Here is a 19,867-nt window from a genome sequence, read left to right as displayed (position 1 = left end):
AAAATGAGTAATCAAAGTTTTAGCAAGACCCTCAAGACCTTACAGATTAGCAAAGAAGACCTCATTGAACTTCGCGGTATCTGTGGGCTAGGGGAGACAGAGGAATTCTCTGAATCAGATATTGAGATGTTGAAGGAGGTGGTGCAGCACAAGCAAAGCGGAGCAATCACCTATACCGAAGCATGGCAGCAAATACAGGCAGAGGTGGTGCCCGTTGAAGCTGAGCCAGTTGCTGAAAAGTCAGATGGCACCGACCATATCTTGGAGCGCGCCGAGAAAATCGCGGATGAGGATGGGGAAAGGGTGCTGCAGACCCTTGATGGTTATGGCGATGATCTGCAAAAGGCTGTTTTGGGTGCCTACATGAGTCGGCTGAACCACGTCTTTGCAAATGCCCGTGTGCAAAAAGCAGTTGTGGAGGATCCAGACGAGTTAGCAAAAAAGCCTGGGCCGTTCACCTCCAGGCTAAGAGAGCGGCTAGCGGCTCAAGCCAAGCAAACAGCGCTGCCAGCCTCGACGAACTCATCTACCGAGACATTGCCCACCGAATGAGAGCGATTGCCTTAGACGAGGTATCTATCATCCAAGCCAGGGAGCTGAAGCTTCTGGGGCATGAGCGAACTATCAACCAAATTAATCGGTGCCTATCCCTGATGGCGAACTCGTCAGCAATCCTTATCCTCTTGGTTGTGTTCCTAGCTGGCTCTGGCTTGATCGTGGGAGTGAACCTGCCCAAGTATGCCATCTGCTCCGACCCACTCAATCCTTGCTGGTGGTTGCGGTTCGGTGGTTCGGAGCGCAAGGTGTTGACCAATCAATGATAAGGCCGCAGGTTTGTGAGCTGGGTATTGGGGCTGAGATCGCAGCCCCAATACCCAAGCCCCGATATCACACCTATTAAATCACCTAGTCTTTCAATTTTTCAGAATCTCTATAGATTTTGTATTACCTAAGAAATTTCAGGTTGAGTTTGGCAACTAACTCATTGAAAGTTCCTTAGGATTAAAAATCATCTGGCTTTGATAAACGTCCGATATTTGGTGCTACCAGGCTACCAATATAGAGATATTCCTCCGTTTCAGTTATGGCTGTGTTCAGGGGATAGGTCCCTTGTGGATCTTGTAAATTCTGAACAACGTTACCACTGCCATCAACAGCAATAATATGACCATATGGCTGTGCTTTAGGTCGTAGGAATGCTGGCAGACGCTGTATCACCTTGCGCATAAATGGCTTATTCGATAGTTGGTCTAATACCGCACTTCGAGGAGAAACCAGTGCCACCCAGAAGCGATTGCCTAGCCCCGTGGATATGTTATCGGGGAAAGCCGGTAAGTCTTTGAGAAAGGTCTCAGATTGACCTTTCTGGGGGCCATTGAGCCAATAACGAATCACTCGGTAATTCCCCGTTTCATTGACTAGCACATACGTTTGGTCGTGGCTGAGCGCAACGCCATTGGCGAAGTTCAGATCGTCTAATAGTGTCTGAACACTTCCATCAGTAGGGTTAAAAACTAACAGTCTTCCATGACCTCCATGTTCCATCAGATCCAGAAGGCTGGCTTCGTAGGTGCCTCCCCATTCCTTTGCCCCAAATTTTGTAGAAGCGTCTGAAAAGTAAATTTTGCCGTCATCGGCTATGTCTACATCATTTGCATAGCTAATTGGTACCCCGTCCGCTTCAGTGGCCAACACTGTAATAGTTTTGTCTTCTGCTATGGATAAAAGGCCACGAAACGCATCAGCAATAATCAAATGACCACTCTTGTCAAAATCGATGCCCAGTGGGCGACCACCCGTTTCGACCCAATTCTGTGAGCTTGAACCATCGGGTAGCAGTCGCACAATCCGACCTTCATGGGTCGAGGCATAAATACGTCCTTGGCTATCTAGGGCAATATCCTCAGGGCCATGATTGTCCCTTAGAGGTAATTTCTGAATATCTTTGAGACGCTGATTGGATTCAAATGCTCCGCTGTAGCCAGGGTTGGATGGTGCCTCCCATGCGACAGGTTCAATGGGTACAGGCCAGGCAATTAGGTAAAGAGCAACAAGGGCAATAATTAGTAGTAGCCATAGAGACTTATTGAACTTGCCTCGCTTCGTAGTGACTGATATTCGTGACATAGTAGGGGCTGGTTAGTAAAAAGTGAAGAACAATAGCTATAACTAGGGGTATTGTCTAAGAACCCGAGAAATAGCGAATATGGGCTCTAAACCAAATGTTGTAATTCGCTCAGCGAACTCAACTGATCTCCCTTATTTAGAAAATATACGAAAGGCAGCGTTCGCACCTGTCTTTGCCTCATTCCGTAAAATTTTGGGGGATGAGATCTACAATTTGGCTCAAGCGCATGAAGATGAAGCACAAGGCGAACTTCTTGCCTCATTACTCGCACCTGACTCTGATTGGGAAGTCTATACTGCTGTGATTGATAGCTCAGTCGTTGGTTTTATCTCTTTCCAACTCAACTTAGATCGGAAAGTTGGTGAGATTGGACTTAACGCCGTAAACCCCAACCATGCGGGAAGGGGCATTGGCACCATCATGTATGACTTTGTGATCTCAAAAATGAAAGAAGCAGGGATGCAAGTTGCAACGGTGGCTACGGGTGGAGACCCAAGTCATGCCCCAGCTCGTCGAGCTTATGAGAAATCTGGGTTTACAGTCCAGATTCCAAGTGTGTGGCTGTGTCAAAAACTTTAAATGTGGCTGGCCTAAAATAGGCCATTTAGTATTGGACACACCAGCAACGGTGTCTTGATTGGCTTCCTTTTAGGTGGCTTGTACTTCAAGGTGACCCTTGACTTTTCTTCGCTGCTACCGCTGTTGTATCAGCCGCTGGAACCGTAAAGATGAGTTTCGTGTTGGGATCTCATTCCGAGTGTTGCCCCGCTATCGCAACTCAATACCAACACCTCGGCATCACACCTATTAATTCACTCAGTCTTTCACATTTTCAAATTCTCGACGGATTTTGTATTACCTATCTCGATCATTCACCTATCCACCTAAACACAACTCAGTCTTTTGAAATCCCTAGAGAATTCATATTGCTTAGGCAAGATTATTCAATAACCCACACCTATGCCAGGACTTCAACAAATGCCAAACTCTAATTCAACGCTAAATGGGAAGGTGTTGTTCCCCCTGGTCTATTCACAGACAAATAGATGAAATTTTGCGAACTTTTGCCGAAGCGATAGAGAAATGTACAGAAGTGCTTTCATCTTTATGACTCACATACACTTTTTTTTGAAATCAGTGCGAGGCTATTTTAAAAGTCGTTAAAAACTCTTATCCAGACTGGACTATGGAGGTAGAGATGAATAACTGTGCTCTATTCTCAAAGCCTAAGCTGGCTGCTTGATCAAGGTTAAGTCAGTTCCATTGATCTATAGGATTTTGGCAATCGTCAGTATCCAGATCATTGCTCTGGCTGCATCTAGTTACCAATCGAACCAGCCTTATATTCCCAAAAGAGGATATTTTAGATTTGGCGAGATTGTCAGGTTGGTGTGGTTAGTCCTAATCAAGATTGGCAGTAAATGCCTTAAGCGGCTGTTACAGCCATTCTCCGCTAAAACTGACTAATGGACAATTCATCAAACTATTTTAAGGGGGGCTGTTTTCTATTTGACTATATAACAATAAAAGAATGATGACTTTTAATAAAGTATGGAACTTTTTGCTCCAGGAAGATAATCGAGAAGCTGCTAAGGTTCTTATTTCTCTATTGGGTTTAGTGGGGAGCACTGCTATTGCTTTCGGATTGTTTCTGAATTACCAAGATTCCGTATTCGATCGATCAATTGCAACAAAGCAACTTGCTGTTTCAGAACAAAGAAGTGTTTCAGATCGATTTGCAGAAGCAATTAAACTGTTCGGCAATCCAGATCCATTGGTACGAATTGGGGGGATTTATTCTTTGGAAAAAATAGCTCAGGATTCCCCAAGTGATCATTGGACAATTATGGAATTTCTGGTCAGTTATATTGCCAAAGAATCACCCCTAGATAGGGATAAGGCTCAGAGCGAACCCATTTCTGAAGATATACAGGCAGCCATCAAGGTGATTATTGCGCGACAAGTAAGCCAAGATCCGGTAGATCAATTTATCGGTTTGCAAGATGTTAGTCTGGTCAATGCTCAACTGTATAAGGCCCATCTTGAAGATGCTGATTTGCGGGGTGCAAACCTTGCTGAAGCCGACCTTCTTGAAGCTAACCTGAGTAAAGCAAATTTGAGCGAAGCTAACCTGAGTAAAGCTTCTCTTGGTAGGGCTAATTTTGAATCCGCTAACCTGACAAATGCTATTCTTACAAACGTTTCTGAATGGACTGATCAGCAGCTTGGTAAAGCACTCTTATGTAGAACTAAACTTCCAAAAGGCTCCAAGCATAATCCTGATCGTGATTGTTAAAAAAACAGCATGACATATGCCTTGACTGTTGGGTAGGATGCGGCTGTGTCTTCGCCCATTGAGCAGGTTTTGGGGAAGTGGTGTTGGGGATTAGGAGTGAGGCAATGCGAACTCTTGAACAATACCAACACTCCGACATTACACCTATTCATTTCACCCAGACTTTCAAACTTTTGGAATCTCTGCGGATTCTGTATTACTCAGTAATTGTGGATGAATCATGACCGTTGATCTAGAGTGACCCTTCGGGTCAGTAAATCTCGTAATTAGCATCACCAACGATAGTTTTTTTGTTTGAACTGGCCTATTACTCTAATACTTCGGGCAAAGATTTCACAGTGGTACTCAATGAATCTCATTTCAGTGAACAGCCTAGGGTGATGAGATTTTTGATTCAGAAGGGGATTTAGTGGGTTTTCTATGTCTAAACAGCAGATATAGAATACTAGCCCAACGATCAACTATGTCAATTCTTAGGGCAAGCTGATGATAATGGGATGTCTTTGAACAATCATAGATTCCAATCATGTGGGCACATTGGGTCTAGGAATGATCCTTATACTCAGTCTGCTTATAAAGAACGAATCCAGAAAACCGCACCTCAGAGCAGGTCAACATGAAATTTCACTGCACCTATTGCGGCTACAAAATCGAAACAAGCAATGGGCAATCTGGACAATTGATGACCTGTCCCAGCTGTAGCGCAGATATCTTGGTACCACCTCCACCGATTTCAGAACTTTCTGCAAAGTCGAAGGCTAACCTTAAGAAGTCTGACTCACTTCCGACACAGGGGTTTGTTTATCGACGCTTATTTTTAATTAGTCTAATTGGGTGCTTGATTTTTGGCGCTTTGACCGCTATCTATTCCCTGATTACATCTAGTTTTGATACCAGCCAAGCCACTATCTTGCTTACGACAGTATCTCTAGGAACCTACAGTATGACTGGTTTGTGTTGCTCGACTTTAATTGGTCATCCACAACACCATAGATTTGGTCAGATAGGTATTGCAGTATCAGTATTTAGCGGATTTTGGGCTTTCGTGAATAATCTGGCTATCTTAGCCAATCAAGAAATCAACAACTGGGGAGAATTGCTCCAGGTTCGTTTCTCTTTCCTCGTTGTTGCAGTCGCCTTTGCTCACTGTTCTCTGTTATTAAGGATCCATACAACCAATCAGACTGTCCAGAATGTGCGATATGTGACCCTTGGCATTATTGCCATGTTTTCCATGGTGCTTTTGGGAAACATTATGGCTCCAGATAATTTTTCAACATCATGGAAGCTGATTAGTATACTTTCCGTATTGAACGTACTTGGAACCATCGCCACCCCTCTTTATCATGCAGCTACTAAGGAATCTAAAGCCAACTGATGAGTGGTTCATTCCTTAGAATTTCTCCAGTTAAAAGACTCCGAACCCTTGGTAGAGATGATTTATGCAGCGACAATCCACATGACTGCTGGAGATGCTGCTTAGAAAGCTCTGCAATTCTACCTGTGAAATACCGTTGACTGCTTTTGAAGCGATAAAATCTCAGATTCTACAGGGGATTTATATTAACTAGTTAAGGTCTGATATGGAGGGAATGTGGAATGAGCGGTTTTGCGATCGCAAGACAATACGAAAGTAGTAACCCTTTAAGCTTCATAGCTAAGGGGATATGGACTCTTGTGAATAAGACCAAGGGCTAAGCTGCTACACCCAATAGATCGGCTGGTAGCTCAACCACCTGCCGCTTCCGACTAGCCTTGCATCCCTCTAGTAACGCTTCCCAAGCCTACCTACTAAGTTTGGTAACTAAATTTGGCATCTTCCATTGTGAGCTAGCCTATCTTTAGTGATGAACAATAGACTTCTGAGATATGAGCAGAACCATATCCTTGATAAGACATGGGAAACCTACCATCACTCCACAAGGGTGGATAGGTGGTCACGAGTTACCACAGGTCATTAATCGAATTCAATCAGCTAAGATTGCCAGTGACTCCTTTCCTACAGGTGATGTTCAAGTACTCGTTCAATCAGCAAAACTAGTGTTCACAAGCGATATTCCTCGTTCGATGCACTCTGCCCAAATCCTTGAACCTACCATTCCTCCTGTCAGTGATCCCATTTTTCGTGAAGTAGATTTTTGGCTTGAGTGTCCCATCAATATTCGTTTACCCTTTCATATATGGCTTTTTCTGGATAGGTTGCTATTGAGTTTGGGTTGCTCATCACATGCTCAATCTCAAGCCCACATCAAAAAACGAGTGAAAAAAGCTGCCGAATTATTAGAACAGCAATCTTATGAAGCTAGCTCTGTTGTTTTAGTTGGCCATGGCATCACCAATCTGTTTATTGCTAGAGAATTAAAAAAACGAGGATGGTGTGGTCCCCGAATACCGAAAATGGAACACTGGGGTTGCACAAGTTATAGCCTGGGCTGACTGATAAAATTATCTCAAACCCATTCCCAGAGAGGACAATACTGAAGAAGAATTATCCAAAACGATAGGCATGCGCTTAGAGATGAGCGCCTATGATAGTTGAGTGACAATTACGTAGACAGAGGTTGTCAATTGCATAGTCTTCTCTAGGAATCAGGATCTAGTTCAATCCAGAGATCACATCTGCAGAGAGAGCATCAGTCACTTTCGATTTTTTATATCCCCATACAGGAAAGACACTAGGGTTTGTACTCCTACGCAATTAGGAACCTCTAGTGCCAGCTCCTATTAAACCTCAACAGGTTCATCTTTATATGCAGACAAAACAATCCGGCTCTTCTCAAGAAACAGCAGCTGCTAAAGCTGGCATTTCTACCCGCACAGCCCACCGCATTGATAGTGGTACTCATCGTCCCCAACGCGGCCGCCCTCATGACTGGAAAACCCGTGAAGATCCGCTGGATGGATTATGGGAATTAGAACTTGAGCCGATGTTAGAGCGTGAGCCTCGATTAGAAGCGACTACTCTATTTGAGACCTTACAAGAGAACCATCCTGGGCAATATGATGACAAGATCAGAACCGTGCAACGCCGAACCGCTAAATGGAAGGCAGCTCATGGCAAGCCCAAAGAAGTGATGTTCAAAATTCAACATCATCCTGGGGAGATGGGACAGTCAGACTTCGCTCAGCTCAAAGGTTTCAGTGTGACGGTTCAGGGTGAAGCCTTTCACCATATCTTGTATCACTATCGACTGAGCTATAGCGGCTGGCAGTACGTGCAGGTGATTCAAGGCGGAGAAAGTTTTATCGGCTTATCCCAAGGGCTACAAAATGCTCTAACCGCCTGTGGTGGCGTGCCCAAGATTCATCGTACCGATAGTCTGAGTGCGGCTTATCGCAATACTGGCGGCCGCAATCCCCAGCTGACCCAGTTGTATTCGACTCTGTGTGACCATTACCGGATGCAGCCAACACGCAACAATCTGGGTGTCTCTCATGAGAATGGCGGAATAGAGGGGTCTCATGGCTATTTCAAACGACGCCTGTGCCAAGCCCTGTATCGTCGAGGCAGCTTTGACTTTGACTCGGTAGCTGAGTATCAGCAGTTCATCGAGCAAGTCATCGCCAAGCTGAATGCCAAGTGCCAAAAAAAGTTTGCACTGGAGCTGCCCACCTTACAGCCCTTGCCCAGATACCGAACTCCTGATTATGAAGTGCGCAGTGCCAAAGTCAGCTGCAATAGCACGATTGCCGTCCGCTGTGTCCTTTACACAGTCCCCTCTCGCTTAATTGGCCACCGCTTGAAATTACACCTATACCATGACCGCCTTGTCGGTTTCTTAGGCACCACTCCCGTAGTGGAATTGGCGCGGGTCCATGTCCATGGCTCTGAGAAGAAAAGACGCGCTCGCAGCATCGATTACAAGCATGTGGCAGAAAGTCTCAGGAGAAAGCCAAACGCGTTTCTCTACTGCCAATGGCAATCAGAGCTACTGCCCAATCTTCAGTGGCATCAGCTGTGGGAATCACTCAAAGCTAATTTTGAGCAGGACCAGGCCGCACGATTAATCACCGAAGCCCTCTATATCGCTGCAACTCAAGATCAAGAATCTCAGGTGGCTGACTACCTACAAACTCAACTGGAACAGTCCACCCTGACCTTGAGCAGATTAAAACAAGCCTTTGAATTCAAGCTCTCGACTGAGCAATATCCTGACGTCACCTCACAACAGCACGATTTATCTGACTATGATCAACTCCTCCACAGCAGACCCGGACAACCCATACCAGTTGCTGATGACAACCCTAAAACAGTTGCGGTTGAGGCATTTCCTCGACGAGTGGCAGAGCATCGAGCATCAAGCGACTCAGGAGAATTGGTCCTACGCCCAGTTTCTGTTGGCTTTAGCTCAAGGCGAAGCCAGCCGTCGGGAGCAGAATCGGATTTCACGCGCTCTAACCGAAGCGCAGCTGCCTTACGGAAAGTCCTGGACCAATTTTGAGTTTGCCCATGTTCCCACCCTTAATCCAGCTGCTCTCATGGAGTTTGCCCAAACGACTCACTGGCTAGAGTCCGGTAGCAACATTCTAATTTTTGGGCCGAGCGGAACAGGGAAAACACACGTCAGCTCTGCATTAGGAGCTTCTATTATTGAGTTGGGTAAGCGAGTAAAATTTGTCACAGCCACAACCCTGGTGCAACAACTACAGCTGGCCAAACTTCAATTGGAATTGCAGAGTCTCTTGTCCAAACTTGACCGCTATGATCTGCTTATCATTGATGATCTCGGTTATGTCCAAAAGTCCGATGTTGAAACCTCGGTACTGTTTGAGTTGATTGCTCACCGGTATGAGCGAAAGAGCCTACTCATCACGGCTAATCAACCTTTCAGTCAATGGGACAGCATCTTTCCTAACTCAATGATGACCGTGGCTGCCATTGATCGCTTAATTCACCACGCCACCATTTTCGAGATGCAAGCAGAAAGCTTCCGCAAACAAGAAGCGGCCAAACACACAGCCAAGTCTCAAAAGACTGACAGCTGATCTCTAGTCAGAATAAAACCTCTGTACCCCACTATTAATAGAGTTGCTTACTTATAAGCAACTCTATTAATAGTGGCTTTATTGATAATTGTCATTTTGTCCATGGCGCGATCACCTGAGGTAAAAACCATGATTTTCGATGGTCTCCGACCGCTCTTCGGGCATCTCAAGATGATATTGCAAAGATCTAAATCGACTCACGAGCCGCTATTAAAAGTATGAAGTTAGAACCAAAAAGTTTGGCCTATCTAATTGACATTAAACACCTATGATGCATTCCCTCAAAGGTATCAAGGCAAAGGGGAGTGAACCGCATGACTAAGAAAGCAGGCTCAGATCGGTATAGAGAATGAAGGTATGCTGGGTTAGGGATTAGGCCGAGATCGCATCCCTGATACCAATACTCAATATTGCACCTAAAAGTGGCCGCTTGCACCCCATACTTAAACTTTCAGATTCCGCTGAGAATCTGTATTACCTAATTAAGTCACTTCCCTACACCCGAGCAATCGGAGGTATGGCCTTGAATTGCCAATCCTCCAGCAAGAATAACTCAATAAAGGTACACAACAGGGTAGTCTCTTTGGCAGGGTGTTGTGCTGGTCAAGGTTGAAGCTTGATGGAAGTCGTCCACCATTTGCAAGGCAACTTGGAAATCATCGTATCTTTTTTAGAAGTAGTACTGGAAGCAGTAGCGGCTTTTTGTATTGTGTTGGGCCTGCTCGTGAGCATCAAGCTCTCGGTTAATTTGCGCCGTCGTCGCTCAACTATACAGTTCCCATTGGGACGATTGCGGTTAACTTTTGGACGATGGTTAGCATTAGCTCTGGAGTTTCAATTGGGGGCAGATGTCTTAGCCACGACCGTTGCTCCTACGTTTGAGGCACTCGGGAAACTGGGTGCCATCGCAATCATTCGTACCTTTCTCAACTACTTTCTGAACAAAGAACTGATCGAGGTCTTTGAGATGCAAAAGCGCTTTGATGAGGACGAGACGGATTTATCCAACTCCAATTAACCAGACCTGGATGTGAGTTGGATAATTCTAGTTGAGTAAGGATGGTTTAGCATCTTCACTTCTGCTTAGCCCTCTTTTATCACTTTGGTAGAAGAGTATCTGTAGGCTTGAAGTTACATTAGTGCTTGGCCTGATGATTGGCTTCACCCCAAACATAATTACGTCGTTTCAAATTTCATTTATCTGAAGTGATAAAGCTTCCTAACCACGTTCACCCCAATTCCAATAACCCTGTGATGATTAAGTCTTGTTCATTGGCATTCTTGTGATGTTTGCCTTTTCTCCTCTATGGGAACAATAAGTCTGATTGAGGCATTCATTGTCATTCAAGAAAAAACACCGCTCTTGGGGAAGAATGTGGTGTTTTTTCTTTTAAGGCGCAAGCTTCATGAGCCATTTTTCGATTAAGAAAGAAAACAGCCCCTACCTTTGTCGTCATAGGGGCTAGATATTCCTATTTCCTTGATGAAGTAATCAGGTTCGTAATAGCTGATTAGACTGATTTTGCCCAAAGGGACTCAAGATCTAACATCGAGACTAAAAACTTACACCTAGAATTTAGGAGGGAAGATTGTCCAATATCGGTTTAAGCCGCCGTTAATCATAAAAACAACATTAATTTTTTTATACTTTTTTAACTAAATATTTATAATTTCTTTGGCATTGAATGTTCTCCTCGTATCCGTTCCTCAATCATCTAGTGGAGACATCATGTTTTCCTCCCGAATTTCGCCTGAAGCAGCCACATCTCTATTCGGTCTCACCCTGACTGACATTCGCCAAGCTATTTACAACGGAGAGCTACCTGCACAATGGAATCATGGCTCTCCCTTGTTGTCTTATACTGATTTGCTGAATTATCAATTAAGAAAAGTGTCCAAGTCTGCTTAACCCTTCAATACTTGCTTGGAGATTCTATATTCAACACCCAACAGAACGGTCGGTTATACCCAATAATTACTCAAAACATTCAGGTTGAGACTGTCTCCATCCCCCATGTCATTGAGCTGTGTTGCATACAGCTATGAGGGGAATGATGGCTATTGAACCATAGACGTAGAGATACCTATCACTCGTTGAATTTCAACTCCGGCCTTTAATTTCGTTAAACCGAATTAAAGCCCCAAGCCCCACTCACAGACTACTTGGCTGAACCCCTCGAAGGCCAATCTCTCGGATCCATACCTTAGAGAATTGCCCCAAGCTTTTTCCTGGAGTCATCAGGCTTTCAAAGCCCTCACTGAGTTGGACAATGAATCCCTGCCGCCATCGGTCCCAATCGGTTTGCTTGGGATAGTCAATCTCGTCACAGTACTCAGTCCAGCTTTCTTGTTGAAACTCCGAAGCACATAAAGAAGTACCTTTCTCTTGCACCTGAATGAAATGGTGATCAATCAATTCTTGGATAAACGGTGGATGGCCGCTTGAAAGTTCATTATCATCCAGCACTGGGAACTCATAGATAAGCCGAAGTTCTTCCACAGAATGTTTTTTAGCAAGTCTGAGGAGTTCTAGTTGTGGGAGAGAAAGAGATGGGATATCGGCCATAGGTTATCTCCATCGCCCAGTTCATGTATATTGAACCAGCGTTAAATATATATCTGTGAATTGATAGATGTTTACTCAGAACGTCTCAGCAACTTATCGATACCAGCCTTGATTGCTCGGAGTAAATCACGATCCTCGTTGCGACTATTCATACTGACCGTTAGCTACTGGGTTAGAGAGTCCATACGCTGAAATACTCTATCAGCAAGTCTTTTGGTTTCCTTAAATTGTGTCCTCATCGTCTCAATGGATCGGGCGGTAGACTGGATGATCTGAGCAATTGGGATATACCAGTACTTCAATACGGTCCAGTTAATTTGAGTCAATGCTGGTCAATGCTGTTCCTCATCCCCGGAAGTCATAGGTTGCAGAGATTTGATATCTGTGATCCAGCGATGCAGCGCACTTTCGGCGAGATCCTTACTAGTACTCACGACTGTCTGAACGGTCTCTTCGCCGCTGGTGTGCAAGACGAGGAAGGAAAACTCGCGAAGCTCAGTCATCCCCACCTCGCTTAAGCACCCATAGCTCAACGGCTTCACCGATCAGGTCAAGGACCGTTGGAGACGATTCAATGTTGTTTCGGGGGTCGAGATCATCCCCCTCCTCAATGACTTCTGAGGGGATGTACCCTATTTCAGCTTCAATCATTTCGTCGGATAGAAAGCTTGGTGATGAATAGTACAAATGCTCTAGCTTTTCTCTTTGTACCTCGAAATCGAACATTTTTCTATACCCTTTTTTACTTTTCATAGAAGGTACCAGTTAGAATAACCCACCCTAAAAAAACTGAGGTTTAAGTGTACGGTTTGACGCAATGCCTAAGTCGTTCGACCTAGGGACTTTTGTAGATGCGAATGGTTCAGATGCAGGTAAAGTATGCTTGCCACGCTATCTTTCCACCTGAATAGCTATCTTAATCATCACAAATTAAAAGCTCTGAAATACCGATTAATGATAATGCAAGTAAAATGCCAAAGCTTTGGTTAGCCTCGAATGAAGGGAATACTAAAGTTGAGCAAGTCTTTGATCTTGAATAGGAAAAGATATAGGTCAGGGGGAATAGGGTGTCCATTATCCAATCAGTGGATTTAGAAGCAAAAGGTTTGCTGCATGATCAGTCTTCCTCCCTTACTATCCAAGGAAAATGGTTTAAGCCTGGACCATCATTCAGAAAATCGTTACGCCAGGCAGCTATCGAGTTTTGTAAAGATGCACGGACACAAGGGCGTCAATATATCCTGGTTGAATTTCCAACTTATTTCATGGCTTGGCGACGCTTCATTCCCAAAGATGCTGCGCCTTCTCATAAAGTCTACGCTAAGGATTCTTCACCTCCCGATGAGAAGTTATCCCCAACTTCAGCCAAACCATCAGAGCAAGGAATAAAATCAAAGGATTCCAAGTATAGTGAAAAGCTCGAAGCTGATCAGGCCTCTCCTACGCTCATTGACAGTGAATTTATCGAACAATGTAAAGCAGAGTTAGCCGTTCATATTGGTCCAATGGCTGAAATTCTTATCGAAGATGCTCTAACTCAAATTGAGCAGAATAAACCTGAGAAACTGATTGAAGCTTTAGCTAGCTACATTCATGATCCTAAAGCAAGCAATGCATTCACCTTGAAGTTAGCCCAAGTTATTTTTACGCGATAAACTTGGCAGTTCAATAGCTCACTTTAGTTGAGAAATAGGCCAATCAGGCCTAGAAAACGATTTAGTGAGCAAATTAAATAATAGCCACCATGGCTGGATCACCCACAGAAAGTAAGCTTGGCCCATTGCTGATGGTCTGTTCCATCCATCCATAGTTGAGCATCCCCTGCAAAATCAGGATGGGGAATGCCCAGTTCATACATGGAATTCTTCGTGGTCACATACACCCGACCTGCTTTAGTCAAGCATCCTTGAATAGGGGAAGATTTAAGCGATTTCCCTGCGGGGTACTTGGAGTGGTTAAAGATTTGTCCACGAATAATCACATTATTGCTGATATCGTAGCAACGCCATGATTCAATGATTGGCACATTAAGCGACACCGTGTTTGAGGCCGTTAGTGTGGGCTGAGAATGTTCTAAATAATAATCGGTGATATTATCTGCGATCATGGTTAGACTAAGCGACTTGCACCTCAAAAATGAGGTTTATCATCCAAGATTGATGACTTTATATAAGTCTAGAGTGGGCAAAAATGATACTAAATCACTCAGTAGGAACGCTGAAATTTGAGTAAATTGTTAATATTTTCGATCATGAATTCTCCTACTGTTGAACTCATCCTGTTATGTAAAAATTTTCCTAAGCAGAACGAACTTGCCTAGTCATCTTCTTCATGGCGATATTGAGGATTTGCCTGACTCGCTCTCGGCTAATGCCAATTGGTTTGCCAATGGCTCCCATTGACTTGGGCTGACCATCCGTTAATCCATACCGCTGATCAACGATGAATCTCTCCCGCTCAGTTAAGTAGGCCATGCATCGGGTTAGAGCATCTTCAATTTCTAGCCCATCCATGATCGAGAGAGCAGCGTCTTCTGTTTGGATTAAATCAATAAGAGCATCCTTCTGTTCAGGACCCACGGGCTGATCGAGGGAAGAAATCGCTTGGAATGATTGCAGGGTATTCCGAATCAGTGAAGACTTTATGCCAGTCGCTGCTGAGAGTTCTTTGAGGGTGGGAGTACGCCCTTTCTCTTGCGTTAATTGGCGAACAGCCTTCTTGATCCTGTGGGCGCGTTCCCATTGATGAATAGGGATATAGATCGTGCGGGACTGGGATTTCAACGCCCGCTTAATCGCCTCTGAAATCCACCAATAGGCATAGGTGCTGAACTTACAGCCTTGAGCTAAGTCAAACTTGTCAACGGCGGTATTGAGGCCAATACTCCCCTCTTGGATTAGGTCCATTAGGGGTAAACCGAGATGCTGATGCTTCTTGGCAATGGAAACCACCAGGCGCAGATTACACTCAATCATCCGTTGTTTGGCTTTGAGATCACCAGCTTTAACCTGTCGAGCCAGTCTGATTTCTTCTTCATGGGAGAGGAGTGGGTAACGGCCCATCTCCTTCAAATAGGCTTGAACGCTGTCGTTCTGAGTCGCCATATTTAAATCCCCAAACACCTTTGCTAGAGGAATACCCCACCTACCGGAGAAATGGAATAGCTTATTCGTATTTCTTAAAGTATGGAGCATATTCTGCAGCGCTGATCTCTTAAGAGGATCTATAGTTCCGTTGCCCTTATTTAATAGGCATTTGAATCTTTTCTCATCAACCACCCAGAAGCCGATATCACTAAATGGTTTTGACCTTATTTGATCCTGCTAAGAGACCAGTGCTTTTCCCTCAACTGGGTTCGGCAACCTTGTTCAAATGAATATGCTTCCGACCTAAAGAGATTTCAAACTCATCCCCAGGCTTAACATCCAGTTCTTTGGTATAGGCGCTCCCCAACAGCAAATTTCCATTGGATTGTACGCTGACCCGATAGCTCGCTTTTCGCCCTCCTCTGCCATTACCATTGCCACTGGAGGAGTGACTATCTAAGTTAATCCCTTCTGCATCCAACAGCGCATTCAGGAACGCCATGAGCTTGATCCGTTCCGAGCCATCTTTATCCGTCGAATAATAACCACAAGCTTTTGCCTTCTCTTCACGGGTCAAATCACCCAATTGTTTTACTTTTGCAACCAAATCTTTACCTGTTATGGGTTTAGACTGTTTTCTCTTCCTAGGCATAAGTTAATATTTTCCTCATGAAATATCACCTGAATGGGTTAATCATGGCATATTGCTATTCTTTGATACCAATAGATAATGCCAGTAAAATACTAAGTGTATAGTCAGATACTGGAGCTTTATCTAGGAATTTAATGCATTAATCAGGAAATATTGACTATTATGAAAAATACTCTAAACGCCTGTTAATTCTCTAGTCTCAACACTTGTGCGTCTATTTGGACGGTTTGGGGAATCTTGCTTATAAAAATCAAATTCGATAGGTGAACCAAGGTTTTTCCCCTGGCTAGAAAGTTGGTACCACCTTTTGGAGGCTCGATGTTGGGCAAACTTCGCATAAGACATACCACACCTTGAAATGCTAGCGGGTTTTTCAGTTAAGGCTATGCCTTTGATCGATTCAGTATTACTGGGCATAGTCATATCCTCCCAGTTACTTCGCCATCTCTATAACCAAGTATTCCACACGGTTGACTTGAACATCGCAAATGTCAATCAACAACCCATGGACAGGTCCAGCCAGGTTTGAATCAATATTATTCATTTGAAGATAATTATCTGAATTTATGATTCTAGCAGATCCTGAAGATATTCTTATACTTCATGATTTGGCGTTGTCGATACTTTCATTGAATAAAAGTCTTTGATAATCTATCGCCATCAAGTGAAATGTGTGAGGAGGGCATTCATGGCAGATATCAATAGAAATCCTCTACTAAAAGATAAATTTAAAGAGAAACATAAGTTGCGTAATCAATTAGTAATCAGTCTTAAGCATCACCACCATGAGACCCTTGGGCAAGTTCCCTTAGATGTTGCAGTTAATGGGATGTATAAGGCTTGGCAAGCCTGTCACTCTGAAACTAGCGAGCAACTTCCGCATGGGGTTCCCACAGAAATTAACCCTAAAATGCACCAACTTGGAGCGATTGTTCGTCATCTCCATCGATAACTGATGTCCTCGAATGTAGCCACCAGTTAAGTAAAGGAGTTTCGTGTTTTTCATCAACCAAAGTCTCCAACCATAGCAGCATCTCTAAAACCTTAACTTTTGGTCGTTTCTATCTAGCCAAGTTTCAATGGTTTAATATCGGATTGCCTGTACGAAGGTCTCCGACCGACCTTTGGCCATCGAAGACCCATTCTTCACTAGGTGCAGTGCACTTTCAGCAACAACCCCAACTCACAAACTACTAGGCTGAACTGCTCGAACGCTAATCTCACGGATCCACACCTGCGTGAATTGTCCTAGATTTTTCCCTGGAATCATCAGGCTCTCAATCTCTTCACTTAATTGGGTGATGAATCCCTGCCGCCATCGGTCCCAATCGGCTTGGTGGGGATAGTCAATCCCATCACAGTGCTCTATCCAATTTTCTTGCTGAAACTCTGAAGCACGTAGAGAAGTTTCTTTGACTTGCACATGGATGAAATGGTGATCAATCAATTCTTGGATGAACGGTGGATGGCCGATCTGAGGTTCATTGTCATCGAGCACTGGATACTCATAGGAAAGCCGTAGTTCTCCCACAGTATTCTTCTTGGCTATTCTCAGCAGCTCTAGCTGTTGGTGAGTCAGGGATGGAATCTGAGTCATGGTTGAATCTCACTTGTCTTGTCCAAGTGTATTGATTCGGGGTTTACCAACACTCAACTTCTACTCAAAGTCTTAAGCCCTAGTGAGTTTCTTCCACTGCACCAGTTGAATACTCCAAGACGTTTCACTGCCATAGGTAAAGATATAAGCTTTCTCCGAGCTGATGGCATCCATGTGGTCAATGATTAAATTCACCTTTGTCTTACTGGCTCCCTCTTTGACCCCTGCCAAGTCGAAGCTCTGTGAGTGATGCTCAAAAAATAGATAAAGGTGATATCTGGTCAGCCACTTACTGGCAACGGTAATTTCGGCTGTTTGACCGGGAGCCAAGTCTCCGTCAAGGATGGTTAACTCAATGACATCTTCATCCTGAAGCTGCTGATATAGGGAGTCTAAGTCAAAATCTGCGTCCATTAAAATTATCGGGTGAGGTAGAGTGTGATGGTCAAAAACCACCTTTCAGGCATCTCCCTTAACTGCCAGAAGGTGTAATCTTGATTTCTACCTTTTAAGATTCCCTAGATGAGGTGAGCAAGCTAAACAAGACAATTTCAAGAGTCGTGCTGTTCAAACTAGCGGTGATACTCTTTGCCATTTTGGTCCGTGTGGCTAACAATAGCTATCAAAAGTCTGCTTTATTTGTCTAGCGGAGACGACTCAATGCCAAGATATAGCTTGGGCTCCAATGAAGTAGCTTTCGCGTTGGGGGCTCTCGCCTTTCTAAGTTTTGCTTTCATGTTATACGCGCAAGTCCAACGAAAGGTCGTAATCAGACTCAGAAAGGCAACTATAGTACGCCATCTGATTCGATGGATCACCTGGCTCTCGTGGACAGCAAGCGTAGTTGGTTGGGGCTATGTCCTGACCGCAATTGTGATTAGGCCAGCAGTCCTAATTAACCCTTGGGTGGTTGCCATTTGTGCAACTCTTGTATCATCACCCCTAAGTGCTATGTACAGGGTTATCTCTATTCAAGAAAAAGCTGAATAGCGGATTACCTAACGGCCTCTTGGTAATCTGCTTTCCAATGCAAATCAAAAGATTACGCTGCCTCACCCAAAACCTCAGCCATCTCAACCACCTACTACTTCTGACTCCGTACACTCGCTAACAAGCCGTAAACACAGCCCCCAATTCCTCAAAATTTCCATCCGCATCAATTGCCCAAGACTGACTCGCCAACGTCCTGAGTTCGCTTGACCATCCCTGTTTCGGTTCAATTTCTAGCAAAAAGAAATCCGTTTTCAAATTCTGTAGGGAATTTGAGTACTCTTGAACAAAAGTGGAACTCAAAGGCGCAATCCCATCCGTGATAAAGACAATATCGGCCTCGCTGTAGTTGTTGTCCTGCTCAATGATGTCCCTGGCTGTTTCCAGTGGTCTTTGAAACTCTGTCCCTCCATCCGTGGGACTCGTAACCAGCAATCGGATCAGCTGGTCAATGTCCTCTCTGGGATGGAAATAGATAGGGTCGTAACAAACAGACTCAAACAATACCAGCGAAACCACCCGATCCTGCTCATGGGCCAACTTCACCAACGCAACGATCAGGGCTTTTGACCAGAGAAAACGATTGCCCTTAACCATCGATCCAGAGCAATCCAGGCAAATCACCATCGGACCTTTCCCCTTCTCCTCTGGGGCCTGTAAGTCATTCTGAAACAACTGACCTTCTAGAAAGTCTCGATAAAAACTCAGTTTCTGTCTGGAATCTGAAAGCCTTGCCAACTCTTGAGGCAGGACTTGAGCCACATCATTCCCCGTGGTAATCCCCACTAACTCACCATATCCCGTCTCGGACTGGTGCTGTCGGCGTTTGCGGTTGGCTGTCTCCAAGGCATTTCCAGCGAGGGCTAGTATCTTCTTGAGTTGTGGCCGCTGTTCAATCAAAGCCGCAAGCTTTAGCTTCTCTCCGGTGGGTGTGGGGTTGCGGTCACCTGGCTCATTTCCCCAGCTCATCCCCAAGGCTTCCAGCTCGTCTTTCTTCTCCTGTACATTCCCCTCAGCATCCTCAACGCTCTCACCAATGCCTTCACCTTCCATGCCTTCCAAATTTTGAGCAAAGGTTTGTGCTGCTTGGGACATGGCCTGCCCTTGGGCTTGGAGTTCCTTGAATAGCTCCTCATCACCCTCCATTTTGGCGCGGCGGGCCTTAGCTCTAAGGGTGTCGAGTTCGTCTATCTCCAGATCGTCGCTGGCCTCTTCAAGCTGTCGGTACAGATTGGTGATCATGGATTGGGCAGCGATGGCAGAACCTAACGGATCGCCCGTACAAGTCAGGGTTAGATTTTGGAACTCTTCAGATTCACTGAGCTGGTTGTGCAACACTCGCGCCCATTGATGTTCTGGTTTCTCCGGTAGCCATTCCGGTATGGGGGAGTAATACAACCGATGAAAGACTTCCAGGGCAAAACGATTGAGGGTTTTGATATTCGTGTCCTGGGTCACCTCCACCATTGTAGGATTTGAGTTGAGATAGTCTTGCCAAAACAGCTTTGAGGTTTCGCTGACTTCGGTGGTGATGGGGGTGAGTTCTGCCTTGAGCTGGGTGAACAT

General features: G+C 44.7%; 21 protein-coding genes and 1 pseudogene. 12 read left to right on the top strand and 10 right to left on the bottom strand.

What is annotated here, in order from left to right; translation table 11 throughout:
- The first annotated feature begins 3 nt into the window (after positions 1-3).
- Both AM1_RS35265 and AM1_RS35260 read left to right on the top strand, forming a co-directional pair.
- Positions 4-552 carry a hypothetical protein gene (locus AM1_RS35265; RefSeq protein WP_012167903.1) on the top strand — a complete coding sequence of 183 codons (549 nt, stop codon included), beginning with the start codon at positions 4-6 and terminating at the stop codon, positions 550-552.
- An 88-nt stretch (positions 553-640) separates the two neighbouring features.
- Positions 641-901 carry a hypothetical protein gene (locus tag AM1_RS35260; RefSeq protein ID WP_148216103.1) on the top strand — a complete coding sequence of 87 codons (261 nt, stop codon included), beginning with the start codon at positions 641-643 and terminating at the stop codon, positions 899-901.
- A 101-nt stretch (positions 902-1,002) separates the two neighbouring features.
- Here the strand turns inward: AM1_RS35260 and AM1_RS35255 are convergent, their stop codons facing one another.
- Positions 1,003-2,127, bottom strand: a complete 1,125-nt coding sequence (locus AM1_RS35255; protein ID WP_012167905.1) for an SMP-30/gluconolactonase/LRE family protein — start codon at positions 2,125-2,127, stop codon at positions 1,003-1,005.
- Between the two features lie 79 nt (positions 2,128-2,206).
- On the opposite strand from AM1_RS35255, the gene AM1_RS35250 reads away from it, so the two are divergent.
- The 8 genes and pseudogenes from AM1_RS35250 (at position 2,207) to AM1_RS35215 (ending at position 11,319) form a co-directional block, all read left to right on the top strand.
- Positions 2,207-2,707 (top strand): GNAT family N-acetyltransferase, encoded by a 501-nt coding sequence (locus AM1_RS35250; protein WP_012167906.1) that lies wholly within the window; start codon positions 2,207-2,209, stop codon positions 2,705-2,707.
- Positions 2,708-3,659: 952 nt separating this feature from the next.
- Positions 3,660-4,424 carry a pentapeptide repeat-containing protein gene (locus AM1_RS35245; protein ID WP_049783907.1) on the top strand — a complete coding sequence of 255 codons (765 nt, stop codon included), beginning with the start codon at positions 3,660-3,662 and terminating at the stop codon, positions 4,422-4,424.
- Positions 4,425-5,277: 853 nt separating this feature from the next.
- The gene (locus AM1_RS35240) at positions 5,278-5,802 is read left to right on the top strand and encodes a hypothetical protein (protein ID WP_148216102.1); all 525 of its coding nucleotides are present in this window, start codon (positions 5,278-5,280) and stop codon (positions 5,800-5,802) included.
- Positions 5,803-6,293: 491 nt separating this feature from the next.
- The gene (locus AM1_RS35235) at positions 6,294-6,860 is read left to right on the top strand and encodes a histidine phosphatase family protein (RefSeq protein WP_012167912.1); all 567 of its coding nucleotides are present in this window, start codon (positions 6,294-6,296) and stop codon (positions 6,858-6,860) included.
- Positions 6,861-7,174: 314 nt separating this feature from the next.
- Positions 7,175-7,996 (top strand): annotated as a pseudogene (istA, locus tag AM1_RS43750) (IS21-like element ISAcma50 family transposase); the annotation flags it as partial.
- Between the two features lie 664 nt (positions 7,997-8,660).
- Positions 8,661-9,410 carry an IS21-like element ISAcma50 family helper ATPase IstB gene (gene istB / locus AM1_RS35225; protein WP_012167814.1) on the top strand — a complete coding sequence of 250 codons (750 nt, stop codon included), beginning with the start codon at positions 8,661-8,663 and terminating at the stop codon, positions 9,408-9,410.
- A gap of 619 nt (positions 9,411-10,029) precedes the next feature.
- A complete protein-coding gene (locus tag AM1_RS35220) occupies positions 10,030-10,428 on the top strand; it encodes a DUF1622 domain-containing protein (protein WP_012166284.1) in 399 nt (132 codons plus the stop codon).
- A 711-nt stretch (positions 10,429-11,139) separates the two neighbouring features.
- Positions 11,140-11,319 carry a hypothetical protein gene (locus AM1_RS35215; protein ID WP_012167429.1) on the top strand — a complete coding sequence of 60 codons (180 nt, stop codon included), beginning with the start codon at positions 11,140-11,142 and terminating at the stop codon, positions 11,317-11,319.
- 243 nt (positions 11,320-11,562) lie between these two features.
- On the opposite strand, the gene AM1_RS35210 is transcribed toward AM1_RS35215, so the two are convergent.
- The 3 genes from AM1_RS35210 to AM1_RS41785 form a co-directional block, all read right to left on the bottom strand.
- Positions 11,563-11,976: a hypothetical protein gene (locus tag AM1_RS35210; protein ID WP_012167914.1), complete on the bottom strand. Its 414-nt coding sequence runs from the start codon at positions 11,974-11,976 to the stop codon at positions 11,563-11,565.
- A gap of 332 nt (positions 11,977-12,308) precedes the next feature.
- Positions 12,309-12,479 carry a hypothetical protein gene (locus AM1_RS42725; RefSeq protein ID WP_012167916.1) on the bottom strand — a complete coding sequence of 57 codons (171 nt, stop codon included), beginning with the start codon at positions 12,477-12,479 and terminating at the stop codon, positions 12,309-12,311.
- Positions 12,472-12,702: a hypothetical protein gene (locus tag AM1_RS41785; protein ID WP_238549388.1), complete on the bottom strand. Its 231-nt coding sequence runs from the start codon at positions 12,700-12,702 to the stop codon at positions 12,472-12,474. Before AM1_RS41785 ends, AM1_RS42725 begins: the two co-directional genes overlap by 8 nt.
- Positions 12,703-13,043: 341 nt before the next feature.
- Between AM1_RS41785 and AM1_RS35200 the strand changes: the two genes are divergently transcribed.
- Complete coding sequence (locus AM1_RS35200; RefSeq protein WP_012167919.1) at positions 13,044-13,631, top strand: hypothetical protein; 588 nt, start codon at positions 13,044-13,046, stop codon at positions 13,629-13,631.
- A gap of 98 nt (positions 13,632-13,729) precedes the next feature.
- On the opposite strand, the gene AM1_RS35195 is transcribed toward AM1_RS35200, so the two are convergent.
- The 3 genes from AM1_RS35195 to AM1_RS35185 all read right to left on the bottom strand — a co-directional run bounded on the left by AM1_RS35195 (position 13,730) and on the right by AM1_RS35185 (position 15,714).
- Entirely contained in the window at positions 13,730-14,083 is a 354-nt protein-coding gene (locus tag AM1_RS35195) for a hypothetical protein (RefSeq protein ID WP_012167920.1), read from the bottom strand.
- A gap of 190 nt (positions 14,084-14,273) precedes the next feature.
- A complete protein-coding gene (locus tag AM1_RS35190) occupies positions 14,274-15,080 on the bottom strand; it encodes a sigma-70 family RNA polymerase sigma factor (RefSeq protein ID WP_012167921.1) in 807 nt (268 codons plus the stop codon).
- A gap of 241 nt (positions 15,081-15,321) precedes the next feature.
- Positions 15,322-15,714: an AbrB family transcriptional regulator gene (locus AM1_RS35185; RefSeq protein ID WP_012167922.1), complete on the bottom strand. Its 393-nt coding sequence runs from the start codon at positions 15,712-15,714 to the stop codon at positions 15,322-15,324.
- A 688-nt stretch (positions 15,715-16,402) separates the two neighbouring features.
- Here AM1_RS35185 and AM1_RS35180 point away from each other — a divergent pair.
- Entirely contained in the window at positions 16,403-16,666 is a 264-nt protein-coding gene (locus AM1_RS35180; protein WP_012167925.1) for a hypothetical protein, read from the top strand.
- Between the two features lie 231 nt (positions 16,667-16,897).
- Here the strand turns inward: AM1_RS35180 and AM1_RS35175 are convergent, their stop codons facing one another.
- The 3 genes from AM1_RS35175 to AM1_RS35160 form a co-directional block, all read right to left on the bottom strand.
- Entirely contained in the window at positions 16,898-17,311 is a 414-nt protein-coding gene (locus AM1_RS35175; protein WP_012167926.1) for a hypothetical protein, read from the bottom strand.
- A gap of 72 nt (positions 17,312-17,383) precedes the next feature.
- A complete protein-coding gene (locus AM1_RS35170; RefSeq protein ID WP_041661439.1) occupies positions 17,384-17,725 on the bottom strand; it encodes a hypothetical protein in 342 nt (113 codons plus the stop codon).
- Positions 17,726-18,418: 693 nt separating this feature from the next.
- Positions 18,419-19,867 carry a vWA domain-containing protein gene (locus AM1_RS35160; RefSeq protein WP_012167930.1) on the bottom strand — a complete coding sequence of 483 codons (1,449 nt, stop codon included), beginning with the start codon at positions 19,865-19,867 and terminating at the stop codon, positions 18,419-18,421.

The organism is Acaryochloris marina MBIC11017 (assembly GCF_000018105.1).
Taxonomy (GTDB): Bacteria; Cyanobacteriota; Cyanobacteriia; order Thermosynechococcales; family Thermosynechococcaceae; genus Acaryochloris; species Acaryochloris marina.
The sequence above is the reverse complement of the archived record's forward strand: the minus strand, read 5'-3'. Positions and strand labels throughout refer to the sequence as shown.

Bases quoted from the DNA above. Each gene is read 5' to 3' on its own strand.
- AM1_RS35250 (WP_012167906.1), top strand. From the start codon at position 2,207: ATGGGCTCTAAACCAAATGTTGTAATTCGCTCAGCGAACTCAACTGAT.
- AM1_RS35265 (WP_012167903.1), top strand. From the start codon at position 4: ATGAGTAATCAAAGTTTTAGCAAGACCCTCAAGACCTTACAGATTAGC.
- istB (WP_012167814.1), top strand. From the start codon at position 8,661: ATGACAACCCTAAAACAGTTGCGGTTGAGGCATTTCCTCGACGAGTGG.
- AM1_RS41785 (WP_238549388.1), bottom strand. From the start codon at position 12,702: ATGTTCGATTTCGAGGTACAAAGAGAAAAGCTAGAGCATTTGTACTAT.
- AM1_RS35220 (WP_012166284.1), top strand. From the start codon at position 10,030: ATGGAAGTCGTCCACCATTTGCAAGGCAACTTGGAAATCATCGTATCT.
- AM1_RS35255 (WP_012167905.1), bottom strand. From the start codon at position 2,127: ATGTCACGAATATCAGTCACTACGAAGCGAGGCAAGTTCAATAAGTCT.
- AM1_RS35235 (WP_012167912.1), top strand. From the start codon at position 6,294: ATGAGCAGAACCATATCCTTGATAAGACATGGGAAACCTACCATCACT.
- AM1_RS42725 (WP_012167916.1), bottom strand. From the start codon at position 12,479: ATGACTGAGCTTCGCGAGTTTTCCTTCCTCGTCTTGCACACCAGCGGC.
- AM1_RS35160 (WP_012167930.1), bottom strand. From the start codon at position 19,867: ATGTTCACCCAGCTCAAGGCAGAACTCACCCCCATCACCACCGAAGTC.
- AM1_RS35180 (WP_012167925.1), top strand. From the start codon at position 16,403: ATGGCAGATATCAATAGAAATCCTCTACTAAAAGATAAATTTAAAGAG.
- AM1_RS35190 (WP_012167921.1), bottom strand. From the start codon at position 15,080: ATGGCGACTCAGAACGACAGCGTTCAAGCCTATTTGAAGGAGATGGGC.
- AM1_RS35175 (WP_012167926.1), bottom strand. From the start codon at position 17,311: ATGACTCAGATTCCATCCCTGACTCACCAACAGCTAGAGCTGCTGAGA.
- AM1_RS35195 (WP_012167920.1), bottom strand. From the start codon at position 14,083: ATGATCGCAGATAATATCACCGATTATTATTTAGAACATTCTCAGCCC.
- AM1_RS35215 (WP_012167429.1), top strand. From the start codon at position 11,140: ATGTTTTCCTCCCGAATTTCGCCTGAAGCAGCCACATCTCTATTCGGT.
- AM1_RS35210 (WP_012167914.1), bottom strand. From the start codon at position 11,976: ATGGCCGATATCCCATCTCTTTCTCTCCCACAACTAGAACTCCTCAGA.
- AM1_RS35170 (WP_041661439.1), bottom strand. From the start codon at position 17,725: ATGGACGCAGATTTTGACTTAGACTCCCTATATCAGCAGCTTCAGGAT.
- AM1_RS35245 (WP_049783907.1), top strand. From the start codon at position 3,660: ATGATGACTTTTAATAAAGTATGGAACTTTTTGCTCCAGGAAGATAAT.
- AM1_RS35185 (WP_012167922.1), bottom strand. From the start codon at position 15,714: ATGCCTAGGAAGAGAAAACAGTCTAAACCCATAACAGGTAAAGATTTG.